Raw genomic sequence first — 23,311 nt, forward strand, 5'->3', positions numbered from 1 at the left:
CTAGGAGACACATGAACGCGTTGACGTCGGACTGCAACACCGATCAAAGCCCGTGCACCCGGACGGCGATCGTCCGCCGCGCCGCACGGTGACGGCGCAGCCCGTCGCCGTCGTCCTCGTCGGCGGCCGCGGCTTCGGCCGTATCCACCGTGCGAACCTGCGACGGCTCACCGGACAAGGGCACGTCCAGGTCGTCGGAGTCTGCGACCAAAGCCCCCTCGACGCACAAGAGTTGGACGGGCTCGGACCCTTCGCGTCCATCTCGCAGTCCACGGACCTCGAGGCACTCCTGGAGCGCACCCGCCCCTCGGTGACCATCATCAGCACACCCCTGCATACGCACGTCCCACTCGCGCTGACCGCCGTACGGGCGGGATCGCACGTACTGCTCGAGAAGCCGCCCGCGTCCTCGCTGGCCGGATTTCAGCAGCTCGCCGACGAACTGCACCGGTCGGGTCGCGTGTGTCAGGTCGGATTCCAGTCCTTCGGCTCCGCGTCCGTGGCATCCGTTCGGCAATGGGTGGCGGACGGCGCAATCGGGCGGCCCGTGGGCATCGGTGCCGCCGGAGCGTGGGTGCGCGAAGCCCGGTACTACGCCCGCTCCCCGTGGGCCGGCCGCCGCCGCGTTGCCGCCGGACCCGGGGCCCAGCACACAGTGGACGTCGTGGACGGCGTACTCACCAATCCCCTCGCCCACGCCCTGGCCACCGCGTTGCGCGTGGACGGCAGCGATCGCCAGGACGACGTGGCCACCGTGGAGTTGGAGCTCTACCGGGCCCATGACATCGAGGCCGACGACACCTCGTGCGTCCGTGTGACGAGTACACACGACACGACCATCACGCTCGCCGCGACCCTGTGCGCCGAGCAGAACGCCGCACCCTACATCGTCGTGCACGGCGAACAGGGCCGCATCACTCTGCACTACACCGAGGACCGTGTACTTCTGGAACGAGGGGGTCAGGCACCCCAGGAGTACGAGCACCCACGTACGGACCTCCTGGAGAACCTGATCGCCCATCTCCGTGACGGCGACGAGCTGTTGAGCCCGCTGGAACGCAGCGGCGCCTTCACCCGGGTGGTGGAGGCCGTGCGCACTGCGCCCGAGCCCGTGCGCCTGCCCCCGGGCGTCTGGCACCCACTCGGCGAGGGTGCAGAGCAGCGTCGGTTGATCCCTGGTATCGACGCCCTGACCGCATCGAGTGCCGGTCGCCTCGCGCTGTTCTCCGAACTCGGCGCGCCCTGGGCGAAGGCGACGGAGGCCTGACCTCCCGCCTCCGCCCCGGGGCTGCTGCCGTCGAAGCTGCAGCTTGCCGTCAGCGTTTCGTCGTGTGGCGCTCCCCGAACAGGCCCGTCGTGTCCACGGGACGCCCCGTCGCAAGGGACTCGTTGCCGGCGATGCCCACCGCCAGTGCGAACGCGCCGTCGCGGGCCGTGGCACCCTTGCCCGCTGCCGGAGCCGCCCCCTCGTCGGAGCCGTCGCCGAGGGGGCCGAAGAGTTCCTTGAGCATGCGCAGATCTCCACCGCCGTGCGAGCCGGCCGCCACCTCGAAGGTCACCTCGCGCGGCTCCTCCCACAGGGGGCGCAGCAGGATGCGGGTACGGCCCGGATTGGCCATCAGCACACCGCCATGCGCAGCCTCTCCCCCAGGGGCCGCGGTACGCGGGGGCTGCCACGTGTTCTCCTCCACCTCAAGTTCCAGGCGGCCCGCGGTGCCGTTGAACATGACGCGGTAGCCCTCCCAGGGCGAGTAGGCCGTCAGGTGGTACGTCATGGTGGCGCCGGTGTCGTAGCGGACAAGGACCGCAAGGTCGTCCTCGATGTCGATGCCGTCACCGAAGACGTTGCGGTCGCGCACATAGGTGTCGCCTGCGGCCTCTGCGTCGAGGTACAGAGCGGTGAGACTTGGGTCGTCCGCCAGGTGGATCGCGTACGGGTCGTCGGCCGCCGCCGCGTCGCCGTGCGCACGCTCGTAGTCGCGGCGCAGTCCGGTCGCCTCGCCGTTGCCGTAACCGTAGAAGACGAGCCCGCCCTCGGCGTGAACGCGTGAAGGGGTCGCGTTCAACCACCAGTTGACGAGGTCGAAGTGGTGGCCCGACTTGTGCACGAGGAGGCCGCCGCTGTGCCGCTTCTCGCGGTGCCAGCGGCGGAAGTAGTCGGCGCCGTGCCGTACGTCGAGGAGCCACTCGAAGTGCACCGACCGCACCTCGCCTATCGCGCCGTCGGCGAGCAGCTGCCAGACCTTTTCGTGGGCCGGGTTGTAGCGGTAGTTGAAGCCGACCGACAGGTCGCCGCCGGTGCGCTCCAACGCGTCGAGGATCGCGCGGCACTTGGCGGCGTCGGTCGTCAGGGGCTTCTCCGTGACGACGCGGCAGCCTGCCTCCAGGGCGGTGATGATGTAGTGATCGTGGGTGGCGTCGATGGTGGTGACGACGACCTCGTCGATCCGTTCGCGCCGCAGCAGGTCCGCGAAGTCGTCGGGCGCGGTGGCGGTTGCCTCCGGGCAGCCGAGGCCGGTGAGCAGCCGGTTGTGGTGGGCGATTCGGGTGGGGCTGGGGTCGGCGAGCGCCACCACGTCGTAGTGGGCGCGGGCGCCGAGGGCCCTGGTGTACATCTGGGCACGGTGTCCGGTGCCGACGATGGCGGCGCGCCGGGTGGTGAGGGCGGTCATGGTCAGGGTTCCTTCCGTGGGGCGGGGCCGGTGGAACGGCGGACGATCAACTCGCTGTCGAGGACGACCTGCTGGGGGTCGGCCGACTGCGGTTCGCCGCCCTCGATGCGGCCCAAGAGCAGATTCACGGACTGCTCACCCAGCGCGTCGAGCGGCAGGCGCACCGAGGTGAGCGCCGGGGTGGAGGTCGCGGCGAGGAGTATGTCGTCCACGCCGACGAGGCTGAGGTCCTCGGGCACACGCACGCCGCGCTCACTCAGCCGGGACAGGATCCCCAAGGCCAGCAGGTCGTTGTGCGCCACGACGGCAGTGGCACCGGAGGCAAGGGCGAGGTCGGCGACCTGCGCGCCGGTGTGGAACTTCGGTTCGTGCGGGCCGAACTCGCTGATCTTCAGCCCCAGTTCCTCGCACGCCGCGCGCACGGCGTGACCGCGCTGCTCGCTCGACCAGGAGTGGCGGGCGCCCAGGACGAGGGCGAGGTGACGGTGCCCGAGGGCATGCAGATGCGCCACTGCCTGACGCGACCCGTCGGCTGTGGGCATGACGACCGTCGGCACTCCCGGCACGGGCCGGTTGGCAATGACGCTGGGCACCTGCTGGATGATCTCGTCGAGGCGCTCGGAGTCCATGCGCGGCGCGACGAGGAGCAGTCCGTCGACCTGGCGGGCGAGGGTGAGGGCCAACTCGTATTCGTCGTCGGGGTCTTCGTCTGTGTCGGCCAGGAACACCGCATAGTCCTTGCGGCGGGCGCGGGCCTGTACTGCCTTGGCGACCACCGCGAAGAAGGGGTTGGCGATGTCGGGCACGATCAGGCCGAGGGTCCGGGTACGGCCGAGGGCGAGCGAGCGGGCGACGCGGCTGGGTGTGTAGCCGAGCCGGGCCGCCGCTGCGAGGACCCGCTCACGGGTCTCCGGTCTCACCTGCTCCGGCGAGGCGAAGCAGCGGGAGACGGTGGAGGGGGACACCCCCGCCTCCGCGGCCACGTCCTCGGCACTTGCGGTCATGAACTCGCCCCGTCGGAAGAGCTCGACTGTGTTGTGCGCCGGACCGCCCCACCGTGACGGCGATGCTCTGTTCGTACGGCCTTCTCCTGGCGGCCGCGTCGCTCCACCGCCACCGCCGCGAGAGCGAGGACGCCCGAAACCAGCGGAAGGAGGAGCAGCAACTGCCAGGCGCAGACTGCCGTCGCGCACACCGCGGCGGCGAGTATCGCCGAGCCCACCAGATCGTCGCGGGAGCGTGCCAGGGCGACGCGCCGCCACCCGGCGAAGCCGATGGCGGGGCCCGCAAGGCCGTCATCGCCCGGCCCGCTCCAGGCGGCAGCCGCGCGCAGCTGCACGACGACGACAGCGACGGCGGCCGCAGCACACACCACGACGAGCAGGACGTGGCCGGGCAGATCGCCCGCCACGGCGGCGATCCGCAGGTCGGCCGCGAGGAATGCGAGGGCCGCGAGCCCCGCCGCACCGCGCAGGGTTCCGCCGCGCAGTGCGCGGCGCCAGTCGGCGGCGAAGCGACGCGCCGTACCCACGCTCGGCCCGTCGGGTACGCAACGGCGCACCGCCGCGCAGCCCGCCGCCATCGCTGCGGGCCAGGTCACCAGGGGCAGGGAGGCCAGCGTCACGAGCACGCCGATCCACAGGACTTCGGCGAAGAGGGTGAAGCGTTCACCGAACGGGGTCTCGCGCACTCGCCTGTCCCGGCGCCGGGAATCGCGCCCGGTCGTCATCGCGTACGTCATGACCGTGACCGCCGTTCAGCCCTTGAGCCCGGAGGTGGCTGCGCCCTCGATGAGCAGGCGCTGGAACGCGGTGAAGAAGGCGATCACCGGAAGCAGGGAGAGGACCGACATGCCCAGCATCGCGCCGTAGTCGGTGGCGCTGGAGGAGTCGACGAACAGGCGCAGGGCCAGCGGCAGCGGATAGTTCTCCGGCGACTGGAGGTAGATCAGCGGGGCGAAGAAGTCGTTCCACGACCAGATGAACGTGAAGATCGCCGTGGTGATCAGTGCGGGCCGGAGCAGCGGCAGCACGATGTGCCAGAAGATCCGGAAGTGGCCGCAGCCGTCGATCAGGGCGGCCTCGTCGAGGCTCTGCGGCAGATTGCGGATGAACTGCACCATCAGGAACACGAAGAACGCGTCGGTGGCGAGGAACTTGCCGAGCAGCAGCGGCACGAAGGTGTCGACCAGGCCGGCCCGCTGGAACATCGTGTACTGCGGGATGAGCAGCAGGTGGTGCGGGAGCAGAATCGTACCGATCATCGCGGTGAACATGACGCCGCGGCCACGGAAGCGCAGCCGTGCGAACGCATACGCCGCGATCGAGCACGACAGCACGTTGCCGATCACCGAACCCACCGAGAGAATCAGCGAGTTGGAGAAGAAGCGCCAGCTCGGCACGTCCGCGATGCCTTCGAGAGCGGTACGGAAACCGTCCCACGTGGGCCGAGAGGGAAGCAGGTCGAAACTGGAGAGGATCTCCTGGGGCGGCTTGACCGACGAGGTGAACACCCACACCACGGGGTAGAGAAGGGCGAGCAGCAGCACGGCGGCGCCACCGTGCCAGAGCAGGGCGCCCCGGTCGAAGGGCCTGCGGCGAGCCCCTTGGGCTCGGGGGATGGTCGGGGTCGTCATGGTCACTTCTCCTCGCCCGCGTAGTGGACCCAGCGGCCCGACGTCTTGAACAGGACCGCGGTCACGACGCCGATGACGATCAGCAGCACCCAGGTCAGGGCGGCCGCGTAGCCCATCCGGAAGTCGTTGAAGCCGAGTTCGTACAGGTACATCGAGTAGACGTACGTGGAGCCCGCCGGGCCGCCGGTGCCGTTGGAGAGCACGAAAGCCGAATTGAACATCTGGAAGGCGTGCACCATCTCCAGGACCAGATTGAAGAAGATCACCGGAGTGAGCATCGGCACGGTCACGGAGACGAAGCGGCGGATCGGCCCGGCGCCGTCCACCTCGGCCGCCTCGTACAGGTCCCGCGGGATCTGTTGCAGCGCGGCCAGGAAGATGACCATGGGCGCGCCGAACTGCCAGACGGAGAGGGCGACCAGGGACATCATCGACCAGTCGGGGTTGGACACCCAGCCGCCGGTGTCCAGGCCGAAGAGGGCGGCGGCTCGGTCGACGACGCTGCCGGTGGAGAAGAGCAACCGCCAGACGATGGCCGCGCCGACGCTGGCGCCGATGAGCGAGGGCAGATAGAAGGCGGCCCGGTAGAAATTGCGGCCTCTGCGTTTGGTGTGCAGGAGAAGCGCCACGCCCAGGGCCACGGCAAGTTTGAGCGGAGTGGCGATCAGTACGTACTGGAGCGTGACGAGGACCGAGTCGCGCACCTGCGGATCGTCGAAGAGGATGCGTCGGTAGTTGTCGAGGCCGATCCAGTTCGGGGTGTCGAAGAGGTTGTAGTCCGTGAAGGACATGAACAGCGAGTAGAACATCGGAGCGAGGGTCAGCAGACCCGCGCCGATCATCCAGGGAGTCAGGAAGACATAGGCCGCGCGGTCGTTGCCCCGGCGGCGCTTGCCCGGGGCGACGCCGCGGGTGTGGGGGGCTCGGCGGGCCGCCGGTATGGCGGCCTCGGTCGTCGTCGTACCGGCCATGGGTTCTCCATAGGTCGTGGGGGTTCTCGGGCCGGCAGTCGTCAGGAGAGGACGACCTTCGCCTGGTCGAAGTAGAGGTCGACGGCCTCGTCCACGGAGATGACGCCGTAGCCGAGCTTCTCGGCGATGCGCTCCAGGCGGACGTTCAGGGTGGAGCCGCCGACTCCGGGGGCGGGCGGTGTTGCCGCTGCCACGCCGGCGATCCGCTTCTCGTAGCCCTGGGTCAGGCGCACGAACGGGTCGTCGGTACTGGCCGCGCCCTCCTGGCGGGTGGTGGGCGCCATGCCGATGTTGGTGCCGAGGATCTTCGCGACGCGCCGGTCGTTGATCATGAAGTTGATGAACTGCGCGGCCTCACTGCGATACGGCGTCGCGGCCGAGGCGCTGAGCAGCATGCCGGGCTTGGCGTAGAGACCACTTGTGCCGGTGTCGGTCGGCGGGGTGGTCAGCTTCAGGCTGGTCCCGCGCGCCTCGCTGCGGCTGCCGACCTGGTTGTCCCACTCGAACATCGAGGCCGCACGGCGTGCGGTGACCGGAGCGCCCGGCTTCGCCTCCAGAATGACCCGGGCACCCGCGATGCCGCCGGCGTCCCGCCAGCGCTCGATGAATGACAGGTAGTCCTGCAAGTCGTCAGGTGTGAAGCCCAGTTGACCGGTCTCGGTCCACGCCGTCTTGCCGTGCTGCATCATCCACATCTCGACGCCCATGTAGTTCTGGCCGGGGTTGTCGACACCGACCTGTGCGCCCTTGGTGAACTTGGAGATCCTGGCGGTCTGTTCGACGAACGTGTCCCAACCCGTCTTCAGATCCGGCGGCGTGGCCCCCGCCTCGGCATAGAGCCCGGCGTCGTACATGAGCGCGATGCTGTTGCGCGACAGCGGAACGCCGACGCGGCGACCTTCGATCAGGCCGGCGGTCCGCAGCGCGGGCACGACGGTGCTCGCGTCGATCTCCTTGCCGGCACCGGTGAGTTCGGCGAGATCGGCGAGGAGGTCGTGGTGGGCGAAGGTGCGCAGCCAGGCATAGTCGACGTGCAGCAGGTCGGGCGGATTGCCGCCGGCGAGGGCGGTGGTCACCTTCTGCCAGTACGCGTCGAAGCCTACGAAGCTGGTCTTGATCCGGATACGGCGGTAATCGCGTTCGAATACCGCGATGCACTGGTTGATGAGTTCGGCCCGGCCGGCATCTCCCCAGAAGAAGTAGCGCAGCGTGGCCGTGCCGCCAGAGGCGACCGAACGCGCGCCGCTGCTGCAGCCCGTAGCGAGTGCCGCGGACAGCAGGGCTGCCAGGGCGGTACGGCGGGAGGGGGCGTCATTGCCCATGCGGCTCCTCCGCGAGGTAGGTCAACTGCGTTGCGTCAATTTCTTGTTGAGGCGCGACTCTTGCAGGCGCTCGCAGAGCCGTCAATGCTTCCAGCAAGCGCTTTCTCAGAAGAGCTGCAACGGGGTGGGCAGGGGACCTGCAGCCGCATCCGCTCTACGGATCGGTACTCTCGGCAACTCCTGCGAGCGCTCGCAGAGCAGGGTCGCCGCAAAGGCACAGGCTTAACGTCGCGGCCGCCCGGGCGCCCAACCTGGGCACAGGAGCGGTGCCGCGATGCCGGGTCGCCGCAGCAGGGAACGCGTTCTCCAGCACATGGAGCTTGCTGTCGAAGAAGCCACCGTGACCATTGCCCGCAAGTGGACTCCTTCTTCGACCGCCCAGCTCGCCGAGATTCGCACCAACTACCCCGCGGAGTGGGCTGCGATGAAGGCGGGCGCCGCGAAGCTGGACATCGGCGCCGCAGAGACCGTGCGGACCTGGGTCCGCACGGCCGAAGTCGACGCCGGCCAGCAGCCTGGCGTCACCTCGGACGAGGCTGCAGAGATCAAGCGACTCAAAGCGGAGAACGCCGGACTACGGCGGGCGAACGAGATCCTCAAGGCGGCCTCGACCTTCTTCGCGGCCGCAAGGTTTCTCGGACCTCCGGATGTGAGTGAGGTGTTGGGGTCCGGTTGGATGTATGAGCCGTGGGGATCTGACGAATGCGGAGCGTCACGGCAGGCGGCAGGCAGGCAGATCAACGTGCCCGCCTGCGACCTCGATTCGCTGTGTCCTAGTAGGACTCCGTTACGTCTTCCTCTCGGTCGTGTTCGGGAGCATGTTGGAGGGGTGGACGCACATGAAGTGAACCGTGCTCGGGCCAAGTTGGCGTTATTCGTGGCTGACGTGTTCGCGTCGGTGCCGCGCAAGGATCAGCGGGCGAAGGGTGACTGCTATCTGCGGGGACTGATGCTGGACGGGCGCCGCAAGTCCGTTCAGGCCATGGCGGAGCGGCTGCCGGACGGCAATGAGCAGAACCTGCAGCAGTTCGTGAACCAGTCGACCTGGGATCCGGGGCTGGTGCGGCGGCGGATTGCGGAGCGGATGGTGCCGCAGATCGGCCCGGACGCGTGGGCGGTCGATGACGTGTCGTTTCCCAAGGACGGGAAGATGTCGGTCGCCGTCGCGCCTCAGTACTGCGGAGCTTTGGGCAAGCAGGCCAACTGCCAGGTCGCGGTGAGTGTGCATGCTGTCTCCGACACCGCGTCCTGTCCGTTGCAGTGGCGGTTGTTCGTGCCCCAGGAGTGGGCGGACGATGCCGTCCGTCGGCGCAAGACGGGGGTCCCTGAGGAGATCGGGCACCGGGAGAAGTGGCGCCTGGCGTTGGACACCCTTGATGAGCTGGCCGGATGGGGCCTCGTTCCGCCGGTGCTGGTGGCCGACGCCGGGTACGGGCAGAACGCCGACTTCCGCGACGGGCTGGAGCGTCGGAGCATCGGCTACGTGGTGGCGGTCCGCTCGGATGTGACCGTCCACCCGCATGATGCGGTGCCCACTGCCCCGCCCTGGTCGGGCAACGGCCGCAAGCCCCAACCCCGCTACCGCGACACCCCGTCCTCGGTGGCCGCGCTCGCGGCCGGCCACGGTCGGCAGGCCTTCACCGAGGTGACCTGGCGGGCAGGCTCCCGCGGACCGATGCACTCGCACTTCCTGACACTGCGAGTGCGGCCAGCCGGGACCAAATCTCGCCGCCTCGCCCAGGCCGCCGCCCCAGACCCAGACAGCTGGGACGGTGTCCTGCCCGACGTCATGCTGCTGGTCGAATGGCCCGCCGGCGCCGAAGCACCCACCGACTACTGGCTGTCCAACCTGCCCGCCGATACCCCGCTGGCCGAACTGGTCCGCCTCGCCAAGATCCGCTGGCGCATCGAGCACGACTACCGGGAACTCAAACGCGGCCTCGGCCTGGACCACTTCGAGGGACGCTCCTGGATGGGCTGGCACCACCACGTCACCCTGGTCACCGCCGCCCACGCGTTCCTCACCGAACAGCGCCTGGCCCCAAAAGCCGATACAGCGGACTCACCCTCTACCAGATCCTCGACACCATCCAAGACCTGCTGAACTGCTGGACCGGGACCTGCACCACCTGCCACCGCCCCCTGCCCAGAACATCCCCCATCAGCCAGAACCCAAGAACCAGAGCGACCTAACGGAGTCCTACTAGTGCAGCGCCGCGAAGAGCGTCGACCACTCGGCACAGAAGCACTTCGCGGAGCTCAGGGATGACCGGTCAGTGACGCCCCGCAGGGGAAGTGACAGCCCGTGTTGTGGGATGGGTCAGGCCGGCGGCGTGGCGGAGGGCAGCACCGGAGTGGGGGCGGGCGCCGGGGCCTCGGGAGGGTGAGGGTAGGCGGCTGACCGGTTCTGGAAGGAGAGGATCTTCGGGTTCTGGACGACGCCGTCGCGGATCTCGATGGCCTTTCTGAGCGTGACGTCGGTGTCCCATGCCCTGGGGCCGCTTATGACCTTGCGCAGGTAGGGAAGGAGCGCCTCGCTGATTTCCCAGGTGGCGGAGTTCCACAGGTGGGACGGGCTGTGATCCACCGCGTAGTAGTGGCAGCCCGATCCCACCGCGGGCATGGGCTCGCCGAAGGTGGTCGGGCTGGCCCATTCGAAGCCCATGCCCTCGTCGCAGGCGACGTCGATGAAGAAGGTTCCCGGCCGGAAAAGGGCGAGTTCCTCTTCGGTGACGAACGTCAGTGGCGCGTCGGTGTCCTGCAGGACGCAGTTGACGATGATGTCGAACCCGGCGAGGTACTCGGCGAGCGGAACGGCTCCGGTCGGGGTGATGGCCCGCAGGCGCGACGGATCGTCCTCCTGCTGCGCGAAGTGGCCCATCACGACCGAGGGCATGGGCGAGGCCACCGCTGCGGCGGCGCGCTGCGTGAGCACTGTGACGTCGGAAACCCCCATGGCGCCCAGTCCCGTGACCGCTCCGCGCGCGGTCGCGCCGAAGCTGATGACCACCGCGCGCAGACGCCGTCCGTAGCTTCCGGTGAGCCCGCCGAGCTGCAGGGCGTGCAGCACCGAGCAGTAGCCGGCGAGCTCGTTGTTCTTGTGGAACACATGGACGCTGAAGGTGCCCGTGGAGGTCCAGTGGTTCATGGCCTCCCAGGCGATGAGGGTCAGGCGTCGGTCGATGGCGAGCTGGGTCAGCTTCTCGTCTTGCACGCAGTGCGGCCATCCCCACAGCACTTGGCCCTCACGCAGCGCGGCGACGTCGTCGTGCATGGGTTTGGGCATCAGCAACACGTCGCACTCGGCGATGAGCTGCTCGCGGGAGCGCAAGCCCGCCACGAGCGGTTCGAGCGCGTCGTCCGCGACGCCGAACCGTTGGCCGTAGCCCCGTTCGAGGAAGATCCTCTCGCGTATGTCAGGGGCGATCCGGTCGAGGTGAGCGGGGTGCAGTGGCAGGCGGAACTCGTTCTCCTTGCGCGAGGAGGCGAGAACTCCGAGACTCATCAGGCTCATACGCTTCCTCATCATTTCGTTCGCGGCGTTCGCGGCGTGCTCGGCGTGCTCGGCGTGCTCGGTGTGGCTGCCCGATATCCGGGTCACGAGCCGCCGGCCTGGTGTCTGCGGACACGCTCGGCCAGCGGGAGGGGTGTTTCGTCCAGGCCGTTGACCGACCCGCTCGCCATGCGTGCGCACGTCCCGTGGCAGGCGAGGAGCTGCTTGTCGTCGCGGTGGGAAACCACCACTGCCTCCGGGTCGGGTGCGTTGCGGTAGTCGGTGCCGCAGATGAGGCAGGTCAGTCCGGAGAGCGTCTCCGCCGTCGGTTCGGGACGGCCGCGGCGGCGGCCAGAGATCGAGTCCTGTGAATACATGCGTCCCGCATCCTCTTGATCGGTTCAGAGCTGTGCTGATCGGTCCAGGGCCGTGCGCGAGATGAAAGGGACGCCTCGGGGGCATCCTGAAAGCCGGGACCTGCGCTACCGCGCTGCGCGGGAACGGATCCGGTATGCGGCGTGGAAGTTCGAGCCAGGAGGCACGATGCGGCTCATTTCCGGCCGAGTCCGATGACGCCGGCCCGTGCCGTTGCCCGAGGGCGACGCCGAAACGGATGACGGCGTGCGAGGTGCGCTCGGTGCCGCAACCGTACTCCCTTCCGGGCCCCGCACGTGCCGGATGCCGACGGGCATGCAGGCCGACCAGGTCCGCCCGCTGCGGGGTACGCCGCCTCGGCGCCGGGCATAGCCGCGGTGAGGCGGCGGGACGAAGACGCCGTGGACCAGGGGCAAATGCTGTCAGATATGTTTCTGACAGAAATGTTCATCTCTCTTCGGGGGATTTAGTCGCCAAGCAGGCCGCCATTGCTGTGCTGCGGACGAACCCTGAGCGCGCGACTGCGTTCGCAGCCAAGTCGTGGTAAGCAGGTCGCCGAGCTCGGATGGTTTGTGGTTTCGGCCTGCCGGAGGATGTGTGCGGCACCGTTCTGACGTTGGCTATGAGGCCCTGCTGTTCGTCGAGTTGGGCCGGGGCCTTGTGCGCGACCTGTACTGGGGTAGACGCTTGGCGCCCGCATAGCCTTCAACGCCGGCGACAACGACCGGGCGAACAGCATCGTGGCAGGACGCGTCCCCGGCCGTTCACCCCGCAGATCGTGAACTTCGTATGGGGGCCGCGATATTGGTGACGTGCACGACCAGCTGGAAGCTTCGGCCCCCGCGCGGCCGCACAGTGACGGCATCGTAGTGCCAAGTGGTGTAGCCCAGGCCGTGGTCGAGTGGCCAGACGCGCCCCAACGACGCCCGTCGTCTGCCTGATCTCGCCGATCACCCGTTCGGCAAGCGGCTGGAACCTGGCTATCAGCGTCCCGGCAGTGTCTCCTGCAGCCAGTCGAAGACGACGTCGCAGTGCTGCTGCGGGGCCATCGGGGAACAGTGCAGTTGTGCGCCGGTGGCCGCGGTGAGCTTCACGTAGTCCTTGGGGGACGTCAGCTTGTCGAACATCGTCCGTGGCTGTCCTGGATAGAACTGCTCGTCCTCGTAGTCGAGGACCAGGGTGGGCGTCGTGATGCGGCCTACCACGCTCGTGATGGTCAGTGACTCGATGCTTTTGGCGGGGGTGTAGAAGTCCGTGAAGACCTTACCCTCGCGGGCAGCGAGCATCGCCGGGACGGAGAAGGGCTCGAAGCGCTTCTCCATCGTCGCGGCAGCGGCCGCAGGCAGCTCAGGGACGACCTCTTTGTTCCAGATGTCGTTGGTCTGCGCCTTGTTCGGGGTGAGGATCTTCCGCATCTCCGGCGGGAAGCCCAGCCACGGTTCCAGACATCCGGGCATCGCCACCAGGGCAGCGATGCGTTTCTCGAAGGCCGCGGCCCGGGGGGCCAGATTGCCCGCCATGCTCAGCCCAGTCAGGGCGATCCTGTCGGCGTCCACGTCGGAACGGGCGACCAGCCAGTCGACGAGCGGCGTGACCACCGTCTCCCAACGCGGTGTGAAAACCACCCGGTCCACAAAGAGCAATTGCCCCTGGCCTGGTCCGTCGTACACGAGGGCGTTCCAGTCACGCTCCAGGGCGGCCGAAACGCCATAGGCCCACATGTCGACGTTCTGTCCATCGCTGCCGTTCGTGAGGATCACGGTGGGGCGCTGTGTGCCGGAGTCGTCAGGGCGGAAGAACCACACCGGCAGCGGGGTCTTCCCGTAGGGGATGTCCGCCGTCACCGGCGCTGGGTCGCACAGATCACAGAACTTGTCCCAGGCGCCGCGCCCGGCCCTGTACAGCTGCTCCTCGCTCTCGGGAGTGTCGGAGCCGAGGACGTAGAACAGAGCCTGGGCGTAGTACTGCGCCGCCCGCAGAGCGCGCAGGCGCCTGGTCTGCCGGTCGGGCTTACTGCCCTCGGGCGCCCCCATCAGCTGGTCGCCGAGCTTCTTGAAGGTCTCGACGTACGTCTGCGCGGAGAGGCCGGCCTTGTTGATCGTGTTCACGGCGGTAAGCACTTCGCCCACCTCGCTGCCGCCGAACCCGGCCCCGCCGAGGGCCCAGAGGCCACTGAAGTTGAACGCCGGGTCCCGGAAGAGCGTCATCACCCCGGGCGTGGCACCCGCCGACGAGCCGGTGGCCGACGCCGTGGACCTGGGTGCGACCCCTTGTGCGGAGGTTCCGTTCGAGGAGGTGCAACCGGCAGCCAGCGCGGCCCCGGCCCCACCGACGAGCCCGGCGAGCGCGGTGCGCCGGCTCAGGTGGGATGCGTCCTGCGATTCGAGCGTCATGCCAGCTGACCGTATGGCCCGCGCCGCCTGCGCCTCCCGGCACGACACAGCTCGTTCCCCCGACTGGAACATCCGGTCAGCGACCCCGTGCCGCGATCCGGGCAGCCACCATGGAGAGAGGCACGGCGGCGGCCCAGCTGTAGATCGCAACGGCGGGCGAGACTCGTGCGATCCCCACCGAGACCAGAAACACGACGGCCTGAGCAGGGAGTGGGACGCGGCGCCAGGGCGCGCCGGCGGAGCGGCTGGTGCGCAGTTCCATCGCATAGACGAGCAATGCGGCCATGCCGATGACGGCCCCGTACAAACCGGGACCGAGGAATTGGTCGCCGTAGTCCTCAAGAACCTTGGTGGGAAAAGGAATCGACGACAACAGCAACAGGAAGATCACGTTGAGCCAGAACAGGTACGAGTCGATCGGCCCCGCGTTCCGCAGCGCCGCGTGGTGGGCCCGCCAGAACAGCGCGATCACCACCGCACTCAGCAGGAAGGCGCCCGCCTGGGACTGAACTTCCTCCAGTGCCTGGTGCAGCTCCGCGCCGCGAAGCCCCTCGGGCAGCTTGATGTCCAGCACGAGCAACGTCATGGCGATGGCCACCACGCCGTCGGTGAGAGCGAGCATCCTGCCTTTCGATACAAGGTCCGCCTCGGGTTGACCGAATGGCCGCCCTTCACTTTCGTTCATGGAGCCTGTCGTAGCACCCGCCCTCCCCAGGCGGAGGCAACCAGGCACGTGTCGTCCACTCGTCGCCCGTCGTGCACCCTGAAAACCTCTGCCGGCCCGCCCAGGATCCCCGTGATTCACTTCCTTGAATCCTTAAAGCAACTGGGGTGGCAGGAGCAGGCGTGGGGATTTCGGGGCTCTGACCGCAGTTACGGATGCTGTTGGCGATCTTCGCTCGGCGGGGTGAAACCGTTCCGACAGGCTGTTCGTGCTGGCGGTCGGTGTGCTGCTGCTGTCGAGCGGGGTGGTTCTGCCGGCCGGAGGGCCCGGGATGGCAATGGAGTGTGGTTCTGGTCGGGTGGTTCCGCCGCTGACCGTGAAGATGGCCCGGGCGCGCAATCCGCGGGGTACCGCAGCGATGCGGATGCGTGATCGCCTGGACGAGGTGTTCGTCAATGAGGACTTCTCGGCGCGGAGTTCGCTTTCTCGCCCGTTGAGTGAGGAGATCTCGGCGGGCAGAAGGCCTCGCCTTAAGGCGAAGGTCTTGAAGGACTCGCCTCCCACGACAACGACCGTGCGGACCACGGCACAAAGTGAACTCGCATTGCGGACACAGCACTTAGTGATCAACTCTGCACGGACTACGCCGCGTCGCTGTTGATCAAGAAATTGCCCCCGCGCCGGACAATGTTCTCGCGGACCTGAGCCGCGCCTTGCCCTACAGCGGCTACTCCTCGGGAGACGCGGCGCACGCGGACAACTCCCTTCCATCGACAGTCAGTTGGTGGCCGACTCCGGGGCCAGGGCGTGCTCGGTCAGGGAGATCAAGACCTCCTGGGCTGACTCCCGCTCCCGCTCGCGCACGTCGCACGGCGGGCGATAACGGGTGACGGAGGTCACTGACACGTTCTGGTCGATCTTGGAATGCACGGGTCCCTCGCACTGCTGAGCCTTGTGGGAGCACTCCTGCCCATCCCTGCTCCAAGGTGGCGCCGGACCATGGTGCTCACCACCTCAGACCACCGGGTCGGAGACCTCCCCGGTCCCCTCCACACCCATCCGCTCATGGACCACTGTCTTCGAAAGGTCTCCTGCACCATGCCGCTGGCCCTGCTGGCCCTTGCTGTTGTCGCATTTGGCATCGGCACGACCGAGTTCGCCACGATGGGGCTGCTGCCCCAGATCGCTGACGGCATCGACGTATCCGTGCCGCATGCCGGCAACCTCGTATCGGCCTACGCGCTCGGTGTCGTCGTCGGCGCCCCCGTGCTGACGGGGATCGGCGCGCGCGTTCCCCACAAGCGGCTGCTACTGCTTCTGTCCGGGCTGTTCGTGGTCGGCAACATCGCGTCCGCGCTCGCTCCCAACTTCGGACTGCTCTTCGCCGCGCGCTTTCTGGCCGGCCTGCCGCACGGAGCGCTGTTCGGTGTGGGCGCCGTCGTCGCTTCCCGGCTGGTCGCCCCCGAACGGGCTGCCCGTGCCGTCTCCAAGATGTTCCTCGGGCTCACCATTGCGAACATCATCGGTGTGCCGGCGAGTACGGCACTCGGGCAGCACCTAGGCTGGCGGTCCGCCTACTGGGCGGTCGCCGCCATCGGCCTCATCGCCCTCGCCTCGCTGGCCCTCTTCGTTCCCCACCAGCCACGCGGCCGGCAGTCCGGCATCCGGCACGAACTGCGGGCGATGGGCAACAAGCAGGTCGCGATCGGCCTGGCCACGGCCGTCGTCGGGTTCGGGGGGTTCTTCGCCGTCTACAGCTACCTGGTACCCATGCTCACGAACGTGACGGGCATCTCCGGCTCCTCCACCACAGTGGTCCTCGCGCTCTACGGCGTCGGCATGACGCTCGGCACGGTGATCGCGGGCCCGCTCACGGACCGCGCCCTGAGGCCGACGCTGTACGCGGGGCTCGCTCTGCTCGCCGCGGCGCTGGTGACGTTCTATTTCACCGTCCACAGCACCGTGCCCGCGCTGGTGACGATCGCCTTCATCGGTGCGATGGGCTCCCTCATCACCACGCCCGTCCAGATGTTGCTCATGGCCAAGGCTCAGAACGCTCCTACGATGGCGGCCGCCTCCAACCACTCCGCATTCAACCTCGCCAACGCGGGCGGTGCCTGGCTCGGTGGCCTGGCCATCTCGGCGGGCTGGGGCTGGGCCTCGCCCAACCTGGTCGGGGCAGCTCTCGCCCTGGCCGGCCTCGGCCTCGCCTTCACCGGAGGCCTCATGGACCGGAACACCCGACGCTCGGAGGTGGTCACCTCCTCCCGTGCCGAACATTCGACGGAAGCCGACCAGGTCACCGCGGCGCACTGAGCGCATGCAGCCTTGATCCCTTGGCGGCGGAACCGGTTTGCCGTCCGGGACGGGCAGGACGCGCGGCAAGGTGGCCGTCACAGCACTATTCCAGCATGTCGACGTCGGTCCACGGATCGACCCGTCGGCAGAACCGGCCGTCCACCCACAGGTGGAGGGCCACGCTTCAGTGGTGGTGCCCGCCGGGCGTGTCCCCTGCTGGCTTCCCGTGCTGCGGGTGGCCGGTGTGATCGTGGCCGGGGTCGGGTATGCACGACCTTGGGCTCCTCGCCGGCGGGCGATATCGCTCCGCGCCGAGCTCGGCGCGCGGCTACTGCAGGGATGAGCCGTAGGGGTTGAAGAAGCGGGAGATGACCCCGAGGGAATACGTACGCGCGGGTCAGGCGCGCGGGACGATCGGGAAAGACGCCGATCCGGTGGGTGCGGCAGCGGCCCTCGCCGGCATGTTGCGCGGGACGGGCCCCAGGTGCTCAATTGCCCCGGAGAGTGGCCACGAGATTCGACAAGCGTGCCTACCTCTGTACGGCACCGTCTCTGTCGCCGTGAACCGGCTCCGGCTCAGGCCGTGATCAGCCGGTCCTCAGCAAGGTGACCACGCCTCCCTCGGAAGCCAGTGGTTCCGTTCGGTGGGGCGCGCCATAGGTAGCAGTTGGTTACCTCAAGGCTGCGCGCGCGGCGGTGAGGATTTCCTCAGAGAGGGCGGAGTCCTTGGTGGCCCGGGCCAGGACGAGTGCGCCGAGCATCGTGCACAGTCGGGTGATGCCCTCCTCTTCCTGTGTGTCGAGCCATTCGGCGAAATCGCTGACCCCCCGGGCGTAGACGCGGTGGGCCTCGTGATCGCCGGATTCCCTCGCCATGTCGGTGACGAGCCCGGCGACGGGGCAGCCGTCCCCGGGGCCGTCGCGGTGCTCGACGGAGAGATAGGCGTCGATCAGCGCCTGCTGGGCGGCGTCCTGCTGCCCAGCATGGCGTTCAAGCTGCGCTGCGTGGCGCTGGGTGAGTTCGTCGAAGGCGTGGGCGGTCGCCTCGTCGATGAGCGCCTCTTTGGAAGCGAACTGCTTGTAGAAGCCTCCGTGGGTCAGGCCGGATGCCTTCATCAGGTCGGCAACGCTGACGTGCGTGCCCCGCTCCCGGAACAGCCGGGCAGCATTTTCCACGACCCGCTTGCGGTTCTCCTGTGCTTGCGCCTGCGATACGCGGCCCATGGGCCACCTCCCCGTTGGATGTCGACTGGCATCTATCCTACCGCTGTGTTTAGATTGCGTGCGTAATCTAATTTACGCACGTGAGACGTGAGCCGCCCGGGACCGCTGGGAGCAGAGCATGGAGTTGAAGGATTCGGCAGCAGTGGTCACTGGCGCCAACCGGGGGCTGGGGCGCCATCTGGCCACGCAGCTTCTCCAGCGCGGAGCGAAGGTGTACGCGGCGGCCCGCCGCTCCGAGACGGTGGACCTGCCAGGTGCAACCCCGCTCCGGCTCGATGTAACGGACGAGGAGTCGATACGGGCCGCTGCCCGCACCGCGTCCGACGCGACGCTACTGGTGAACAATGCGGGCATCGCCACCGCCACGCCGCTGATCACGGGCGGTCTGGACGCGGTGCGCCTGGAGATGGAGACGAACTTCTTCGGTCCGCTCGCCGTGACACGGGCCTTCGCCCCGGTGATCTAGGGCACCGGTGGCGGCGGCGTACTCAACGTCCTGTCCGTGCGGTCGCTGCACCCCGCCGGCCTCGGGTCCTACGCGGCGGCGAAGGCCGCGGCATGGGCGCTGACCGACGCGGCCCGGGAGGAGCTGGCGCCGCGCCGTATCACCTTCTCGGCCCTGCATGTCGGCTGGATGGACACCGACATGGCCGCCGGCGTTCCCGCCGAACAGAAGACAGACCCCGCCGATGTCGCGGCCCAAGCCCTGTACGGCATCGAGACGGGCCTGCCCGAGATCCTCGCCGACGAGAGCACCCGGTTCGTCAAGCGAAGCCTGGCCGCTTCGCCGAAAGTGGCGTGAGGTGCGTCCCGCCACGCCCCTGCGTTTCCCCCTGTTGATTCTCGAGTAAGGAGATCTCATGCGTTACACGACCTTCGGACACGGACCGGCCTGCGTGTTTCCGAGTACGCGCTCGGTACGGCGAATTTCGGCACCCGCTGGGGTGCCGGCGCTGAGCCGGACGAGGCGCGCCGGATCTTCGACCGGTTCGCCGAAGCCGGCGGTACCTTCCTGGACACCGCGGACACCTATCAGTTCGGCGAGTCGGAGGAATTGACGGGGAAGTTCGTCTCCGCCGACCGGGACCACTTCGTCCTGGCGACCAAGTTCACCCTCGGGGCCGCGCCGCAGCCGAGCATTTCCAAGACGGGCAACAGTCGCAAGAACATGGTCGCCTCGGTCGAGGCCAGCCTGAAGCGCCTGGGTACCGACTACATCGACCGGCTGTGGCTGCACTTCCCCGACGAGCTGACCCCCATGGAGGAAATCCTGCGCGGGCTCGACGACCTGGTGAGCTCCGGCAAGATCCACCACGCGGCCCTGTCCAACTTCCCCGCCTGGCGCGTCTCGCGCGCCGTGACCCTGGCGGACCTCAAGAACTGGGCGCCCATCGTGGGCATCCAGAACGAGTACAGCCTCGTCGAGCGGAGCGCCGACCGTGAGCTGCTGCCGATGGCCGAGAGCCTCGGACTCGGCGCCGCCCTGTGGTCCCCGCTCGGCGGCGGACTGCTCACCGGAAAGTACCGCCGCAGCACTGAGGGGCGCCTCAGCGACCTGGGGGCGGTCATCCACACGGAGCGCACCGACCAGAAGACCGCCGTCGTCGACACCGTCCTGGCCATCGCCGAGGAATCCGGCGTGACGGCAGCCCAGGTGTCGGTGGCCTGGGTGCGTGAACGCGCCGCCCGGGCCGCGACCTCACTCGTCCCGATCATCGGGCCGCGCAACCTCACCCAGCTCGACAGCTACCTGGGCGCCCTTGACGTCCAGCTCACCCCCGAGCAGTTCGCGCGCTTGTCCGACATCAGCGCAGTGCCGCTCGGAGTTCCCCACGAAGCGATCGCCGCGTCCCTGGGCGCCGTCCAGGCAGGCGAGCCCAGCCGCATCATCGCCCCGGCCGTACCCGTGGCATGACGCCCGGCGCCACGCCGGCGTCGAAGAACAGCGGCCCCGGCCGACGTCGGCCATCTCGTATCCGACCTTGTGGGACCGGGTCGCCATTGAGCGCGGTCCGCTACGGCCGGGGTACCTGATGCAGGGCGCAGGAGCCACGCACACAGCATCTTCAGGTGGCTGGTCGACATTCCCTGGGCGGTGCCGTCGTTGTGCGAGTGCTCTCCAACTGCGTGGATAGCAGTGGGTGACCGCTCGAGATGCAGAGAGTGGCGGGGCCTGTTTCGCTGTTGTGGCCCGCTCTTCCCCCCATCACCCAAGGAGTGATCATGAGCGCTGCAGGTGAGTCCGGTCGTGCCCAGCAGATGCGTGCTCAGGCTAAGGACCTGGAACAGGCCGCGGAACGTGCCACTGACCCGCAGGAGCGTCAGCGTCTGAAGGACAAGGCCCGCCAGCTCAAGGAGCAGAGCGAGCACGTAGGCGGTACGGGCAAGCAGGACATCGACCCGACGATGTAGCCCCGGCAGTTCCGAGCACAGACACCGGCCGGTGGCCGGCCTGCGTGGCTTTCCGGCACGCGAGAGGCCCCGGCCGGTCACTGCTGTCTCCGCTGAGTCACCCGCGCCCCGGCAGGCACGCCGGCGGACATCCAGACACGCCCCTACCAGCGCATGTCGAGGGCTTCGAGGTCGGCCCGGCGTTGTGGGGTGAGTTTGTCGGCTCGCCGCCGTGTGTTGGCGAGGAACATGCCGAGCGCGACTGGCACGTTGTCTCCCTCAATTGCCGCGCTGTGCGCGCCGCGTCCGGCCTCCGCCACCGGTACGTACTCGGTGTGTTTCCTGGGTACGTTCAGGTGTCCTTCACGGGCGTGGAAGCGGCGTGCGGCAGTCAGGTTGAGCATCCACTTGTCGTCCTGTGTGCGGCGTACCGGCCGCTCGTCTTCCCCCGCCTCCTCGATCCCGAGCACGCTCTCCAATAGCCACTGCTGTGCCGGCCCGAGCTTGTCCCATCCCAGCCGCTGCGCCTGCACCCACGCGCCGAGGTCTTCGGACTGCACGACCAGGACGCCGGGCTTGAGAGGGAGCGTGCCGCCGGCATCGATGTGGCTTTTAGTGAGGCGGAAGCAGCGTTGCCACGCGGTGTCCCACGCCGGGCACCAGCCCGGGTCGATGGCGTCCAGCGCGTCCAGACGGCTTTGGGAGAGTCCCCACCCTCCCGGTGGGACCGACTGGCCCTGTTCGTGCGCGAGCGCAGCCTCCATGGCCTGCCGGGCGGCAGCCCGCTGGTTCTTGAGCCACACTCCGACCGGGAACCCGCCCTCACTCACGGCGCTGACCGGCGCCAGCAGATGCCCGTACTCTTGCGCCCAAGCCCGGGCGACGGCGAGGCCTTCGTCGAAGGCGTTCTCGTGCACGTTCCAGACCATGCCGAGCTTGTCCAACTGCCGCACCCGCTCGGCCTCGAGCAGCTCCGCGTTGTAGTACTTACGCTGGTCCGCCAGCCACACCCCCAGCGGGAACGCGGCAGGGGACCAGTCGTCCGGGGTCACGTACCGGTACGGCACCTGCAGAGCCTGCGCGCCGGTCTCCTTCAAGTACTGGATCGCAGCCTGGATGCCGCGCCGCCAGTAGGCGTTCTCCGGATCGATGATCCGCAGGCGGATGAACTGCGCGATCAACGCCGGATCCCGCGGCGTACTGAACTTCAGCAACTCCGCAGCCGGCCCACTCACCACCGGCTCGGCACTCTCGCCACCAGCAACATCCTGGCCGCTGTCGCCCTGCTCATCAACGGCGCCTTCGACGACGTCCTCCTGGCCCTCATCCCGCACCCAACTCCCGCTGCGCACACGGGGATCAGCGAGCGCCTCGATCGTCTCCGTGTCGTGCGCCCGCAGGGCCGCAAGAACCTTACTGAGGGTGTCGTAGGAATTCGAAACCAGCATTTCCCCACCTTCTTCGCCCGGCCCGAGAAATACCGGAACGACCAAAGTGGCGAGCTTTCCCTCACCGGGCCGGATACGCAGAGCGCGCCCAACCATTTGCACGATGTCCACCATCGAACCCCGCGCATCCATAAAAGCGACCGCATCACAGCGAGCCGTATCGACCCCTTCCCCCAGCACCTTCACGGACGCCAGAACCTGAACCGCGGCCTTCACCTCGCGACCGTGCTCGCCCGGGATGAAATCCGAGGCGAACTCCTGCAGCACGGCCTGACGGTGGCCAGGGGAATGCTCGCCGTACAGCCACTGCGCCCACACCCGCCCCGGCCTCGGGAACCGGTCGGGGTCATCGGCGTGCAACCGCCCAGCAACGGCCGGCACCCCGGCCGCCATCGCCTCCGCCTCCGCAACCCGACTGTGGAAGGTCAGGATCCTGCGCAGCTTCTCCTCCACCGCCGCCGTCAACAACCCGGTCTGCAAAGCCGCCAGACGCGCACCCCGGACATGATCAGAACCCAACGGCTCGCCCTGCAGTGCCTGGTGGACGTCCTCGTCGCGGATATCCACACAGACGACCTGGTACGGCGCCACAATCCCGCGCCGGATCGCCTCGGACAGCTTCAACTCATACGCCACCGGCCCGAAGAGCTCGCTGTCCCGGTCCATGGAAGCAACCATGCGCGGCGCCTCACCGCCCGCCTCCCACACCCGCGGCGTCGCCGTCATATACAACCGACGGTGCGCCGGAATCTGCTCCTGGTCATGCACCGCCGCCCACGGCTTACCCGCATCACCACTCGTCCGGTGCGCCTCATCGACGACCACCAGGTCCCACACCCCAACCCCGGCCGCATGAGCCCGCTGCAACGTCCGCAGACCCAACGACGCATACGTCGCAAACACCGTGACCTGATCCAGCCCCCGCAGCCACAACCTCAGCTCCTCCGCACTGGTCGTACACGGCACACCCTGACTGTCCGCAGCGCCGAGCGAGCACACGCCGACGATCGCCCCACCGCGGCCGCCGGCCCGCCACGCGGCAGCCATCTGCGTCAACAGATCGAGAGTCGGCACCAGCACCAACACACGCCGCGCTTTCAGACGGCGGGCCGCCTCCACCGCCATCAGTGTCTTACCCGAGCCGGTTGCCGAGACGACCTGGGCCCGCAGCCCCTGTGCAGGCATGAGGCCGGCAGCAGGTTCCTGAAGGGCCCTCAGAATTCCGTCGACAGCCTCGATCTGATGCGGCAAGAGATTCATTGTTGCCATTGCTGACTCCCGTGAATGGGTCTGACGGGTCTCCGATGAAGTCACCGGGGGCGCCGTCATTGTTGCGGAGTGCGACGAGCATCTGCCGACCCTGCTTCTGAAGTCCTACCAGCGCATGGCGTGTTTCCCGAAACTGGAAGACGCCTCGGAGATGGTG

The 23,311-nt window shown here is 68.3% G+C and carries 18 protein-coding genes and 2 pseudogenes; 7 read left to right on the forward strand and 13 right to left on the reverse strand.

Translation table 11 applies throughout. The annotated features are described in order from the left end of the window. Positions 1-52: 52 nt before the first annotated feature. Entirely contained in the window at positions 53-1,267 is a 1,215-nt protein-coding gene (locus ACY0PA_RS03205; protein ID WP_473083225.1) for a Gfo/Idh/MocA family protein, read from the forward strand. 49 nt (positions 1,268-1,316) lie between these two features. Here ACY0PA_RS03205 and ACY0PA_RS03210 read toward each other — a convergent pair whose 3' ends face one another. The 6 genes from ACY0PA_RS03210 to ACY0PA_RS03235 all read right to left on the reverse strand — a co-directional run bounded on the left by ACY0PA_RS03210 (position 1,317) and on the right by ACY0PA_RS03235 (position 7,600). After that, the gene (locus ACY0PA_RS03210; RefSeq protein ID WP_473083226.1) at positions 1,317-2,672 is read right to left on the reverse strand and encodes a Gfo/Idh/MocA family protein; all 1,356 of its coding nucleotides are present in this window, start codon (positions 2,670-2,672) and stop codon (positions 1,317-1,319) included. 2 nt (positions 2,673-2,674) lie between these two features. Further along, positions 2,675-3,676, reverse strand: coding sequence for a LacI family DNA-binding transcriptional regulator (locus ACY0PA_RS03215; protein WP_473083227.1), 1,002 nt, complete (start codon positions 3,674-3,676; stop codon positions 2,675-2,677). Beyond that, positions 3,673-4,362, reverse strand: coding sequence for a DUF624 domain-containing protein (locus ACY0PA_RS03220; protein WP_473083228.1), 690 nt, complete (start codon positions 4,360-4,362; stop codon positions 3,673-3,675). The genes ACY0PA_RS03215 and ACY0PA_RS03220 overlap by 4 nt, the downstream gene beginning before the upstream one ends. Before the next feature lie 66 nt (positions 4,363-4,428). Beyond that, on the reverse strand, positions 4,429-5,307 hold the full coding sequence (locus tag ACY0PA_RS03225) for a carbohydrate ABC transporter permease (RefSeq protein WP_473083229.1): 879 nt from the start codon (positions 5,305-5,307) through the stop codon (positions 4,429-4,431). 2 nt (positions 5,308-5,309) lie between these two features. Next, positions 5,310-6,278 (reverse strand): carbohydrate ABC transporter permease, encoded by a 969-nt coding sequence (locus tag ACY0PA_RS03230; RefSeq protein WP_473083230.1) that lies wholly within the window; start codon positions 6,276-6,278, stop codon positions 5,310-5,312. Positions 6,279-6,319: 41 nt separating this feature from the next. Beyond that, complete coding sequence (locus tag ACY0PA_RS03235; RefSeq protein ID WP_473083231.1) at positions 6,320-7,600, reverse strand: ABC transporter substrate-binding protein; 1,281 nt, start codon at positions 7,598-7,600, stop codon at positions 6,320-6,322. Between the two features lie 340 nt (positions 7,601-7,940). Here ACY0PA_RS03235 and ACY0PA_RS03240 point away from each other — a divergent pair. Together ACY0PA_RS03240 and ACY0PA_RS03245 are read left to right on the forward strand one after the other, a co-directional pair. Further along, a pseudogene (locus tag ACY0PA_RS03240) lies at positions 7,941-8,216 on the forward strand (IS3-like element IS987 family transposase); the annotation flags it as partial. Between the two features lie 213 nt (positions 8,217-8,429). Then, positions 8,430-9,704 carry an IS701 family transposase gene (locus ACY0PA_RS03245; protein ID WP_473086221.1) on the forward strand — a complete coding sequence of 425 codons (1,275 nt, stop codon included), beginning with the start codon at positions 8,430-8,432 and terminating at the stop codon, positions 9,702-9,704. Positions 9,705-9,920: 216 nt separating this feature from the next. On the opposite strand, the gene ACY0PA_RS03250 is transcribed toward ACY0PA_RS03245, so the two are convergent. The 5 genes from ACY0PA_RS03250 to ACY0PA_RS03270 form a co-directional block, all read right to left on the reverse strand. Further along, positions 9,921-11,114 (reverse strand): N(5)-(carboxyethyl)ornithine synthase, encoded by a 1,194-nt coding sequence (locus ACY0PA_RS03250; RefSeq protein WP_473086222.1) that lies wholly within the window; start codon positions 11,112-11,114, stop codon positions 9,921-9,923. Between the two features lie 83 nt (positions 11,115-11,197). Next, on the reverse strand, positions 11,198-11,470 hold the full coding sequence (locus ACY0PA_RS03255) for a hypothetical protein (RefSeq protein WP_473083232.1): 273 nt from the start codon (positions 11,468-11,470) through the stop codon (positions 11,198-11,200). 981 nt (positions 11,471-12,451) lie between these two features. Next, on the reverse strand, positions 12,452-13,861 hold the full coding sequence (locus tag ACY0PA_RS03260; RefSeq protein ID WP_473083233.1) for an alpha/beta hydrolase family protein: 1,410 nt from the start codon (positions 13,859-13,861) through the stop codon (positions 12,452-12,454). A 76-nt stretch (positions 13,862-13,937) separates the two neighbouring features. Beyond that, the gene (locus ACY0PA_RS03265) at positions 13,938-14,546 is read right to left on the reverse strand and encodes a TMEM175 family protein (protein ID WP_473083234.1); all 609 of its coding nucleotides are present in this window, start codon (positions 14,544-14,546) and stop codon (positions 13,938-13,940) included. A gap of 756 nt (positions 14,547-15,302) precedes the next feature. Then, a complete protein-coding gene (locus ACY0PA_RS03270) occupies positions 15,303-15,455 on the reverse strand; it encodes a hypothetical protein (RefSeq protein ID WP_473083235.1) in 153 nt (50 codons plus the stop codon). Positions 15,456-15,623: 168 nt separating this feature from the next. Here ACY0PA_RS03270 and ACY0PA_RS03275 point away from each other — a divergent pair, with 168 nt between their 5' ends. Beyond that, positions 15,624-16,841 (forward strand): MFS transporter, encoded by a 1,218-nt coding sequence (locus ACY0PA_RS03275; protein WP_473083236.1) that lies wholly within the window; start codon positions 15,624-15,626, stop codon positions 16,839-16,841. A 653-nt stretch (positions 16,842-17,494) separates the two neighbouring features. Here ACY0PA_RS03275 and ACY0PA_RS03280 read toward each other — a convergent pair. Further along, positions 17,495-18,046, reverse strand: a complete 552-nt coding sequence (locus ACY0PA_RS03280) for a TetR/AcrR family transcriptional regulator (protein WP_473083237.1) — start codon at positions 18,044-18,046, stop codon at positions 17,495-17,497. Between the two features lie 118 nt (positions 18,047-18,164). On the opposite strand from ACY0PA_RS03280, the pseudogene ACY0PA_RS03285 reads away from it, so the two are divergent. The 3 genes and pseudogenes from ACY0PA_RS03285 (at position 18,165) to ACY0PA_RS03295 (ending at position 20,458) form a co-directional block, all read left to right on the forward strand. Further along, positions 18,165-18,848: pseudogene (locus ACY0PA_RS03285) on the forward strand (SDR family oxidoreductase). Positions 18,849-18,938: 90 nt separating this feature from the next. Continuing rightward, positions 18,939-19,961 (forward strand): aldo/keto reductase, encoded by a 1,023-nt coding sequence (locus tag ACY0PA_RS03290; protein WP_473086223.1) that lies wholly within the window; start codon positions 18,939-18,941, stop codon positions 19,959-19,961. Positions 19,962-20,269: 308 nt separating this feature from the next. Further along, positions 20,270-20,458, forward strand: a complete 189-nt coding sequence (locus ACY0PA_RS03295; protein ID WP_473083238.1) for a DUF6381 family protein — start codon at positions 20,270-20,272, stop codon at positions 20,456-20,458. A gap of 143 nt (positions 20,459-20,601) precedes the next feature. Here ACY0PA_RS03295 and ACY0PA_RS03300 read toward each other — a convergent pair whose 3' ends face one another. Then, positions 20,602-23,145 carry a helicase associated domain-containing protein gene (locus ACY0PA_RS03300; RefSeq protein ID WP_473083239.1) on the reverse strand — a complete coding sequence of 848 codons (2,544 nt, stop codon included), beginning with the start codon at positions 23,143-23,145 and terminating at the stop codon, positions 20,602-20,604. Positions 23,146-23,311: the final 166 nt, after the last annotated feature.

This window comes from Streptomyces sp. DS1-CR2, from assembly GCF_055760475.1.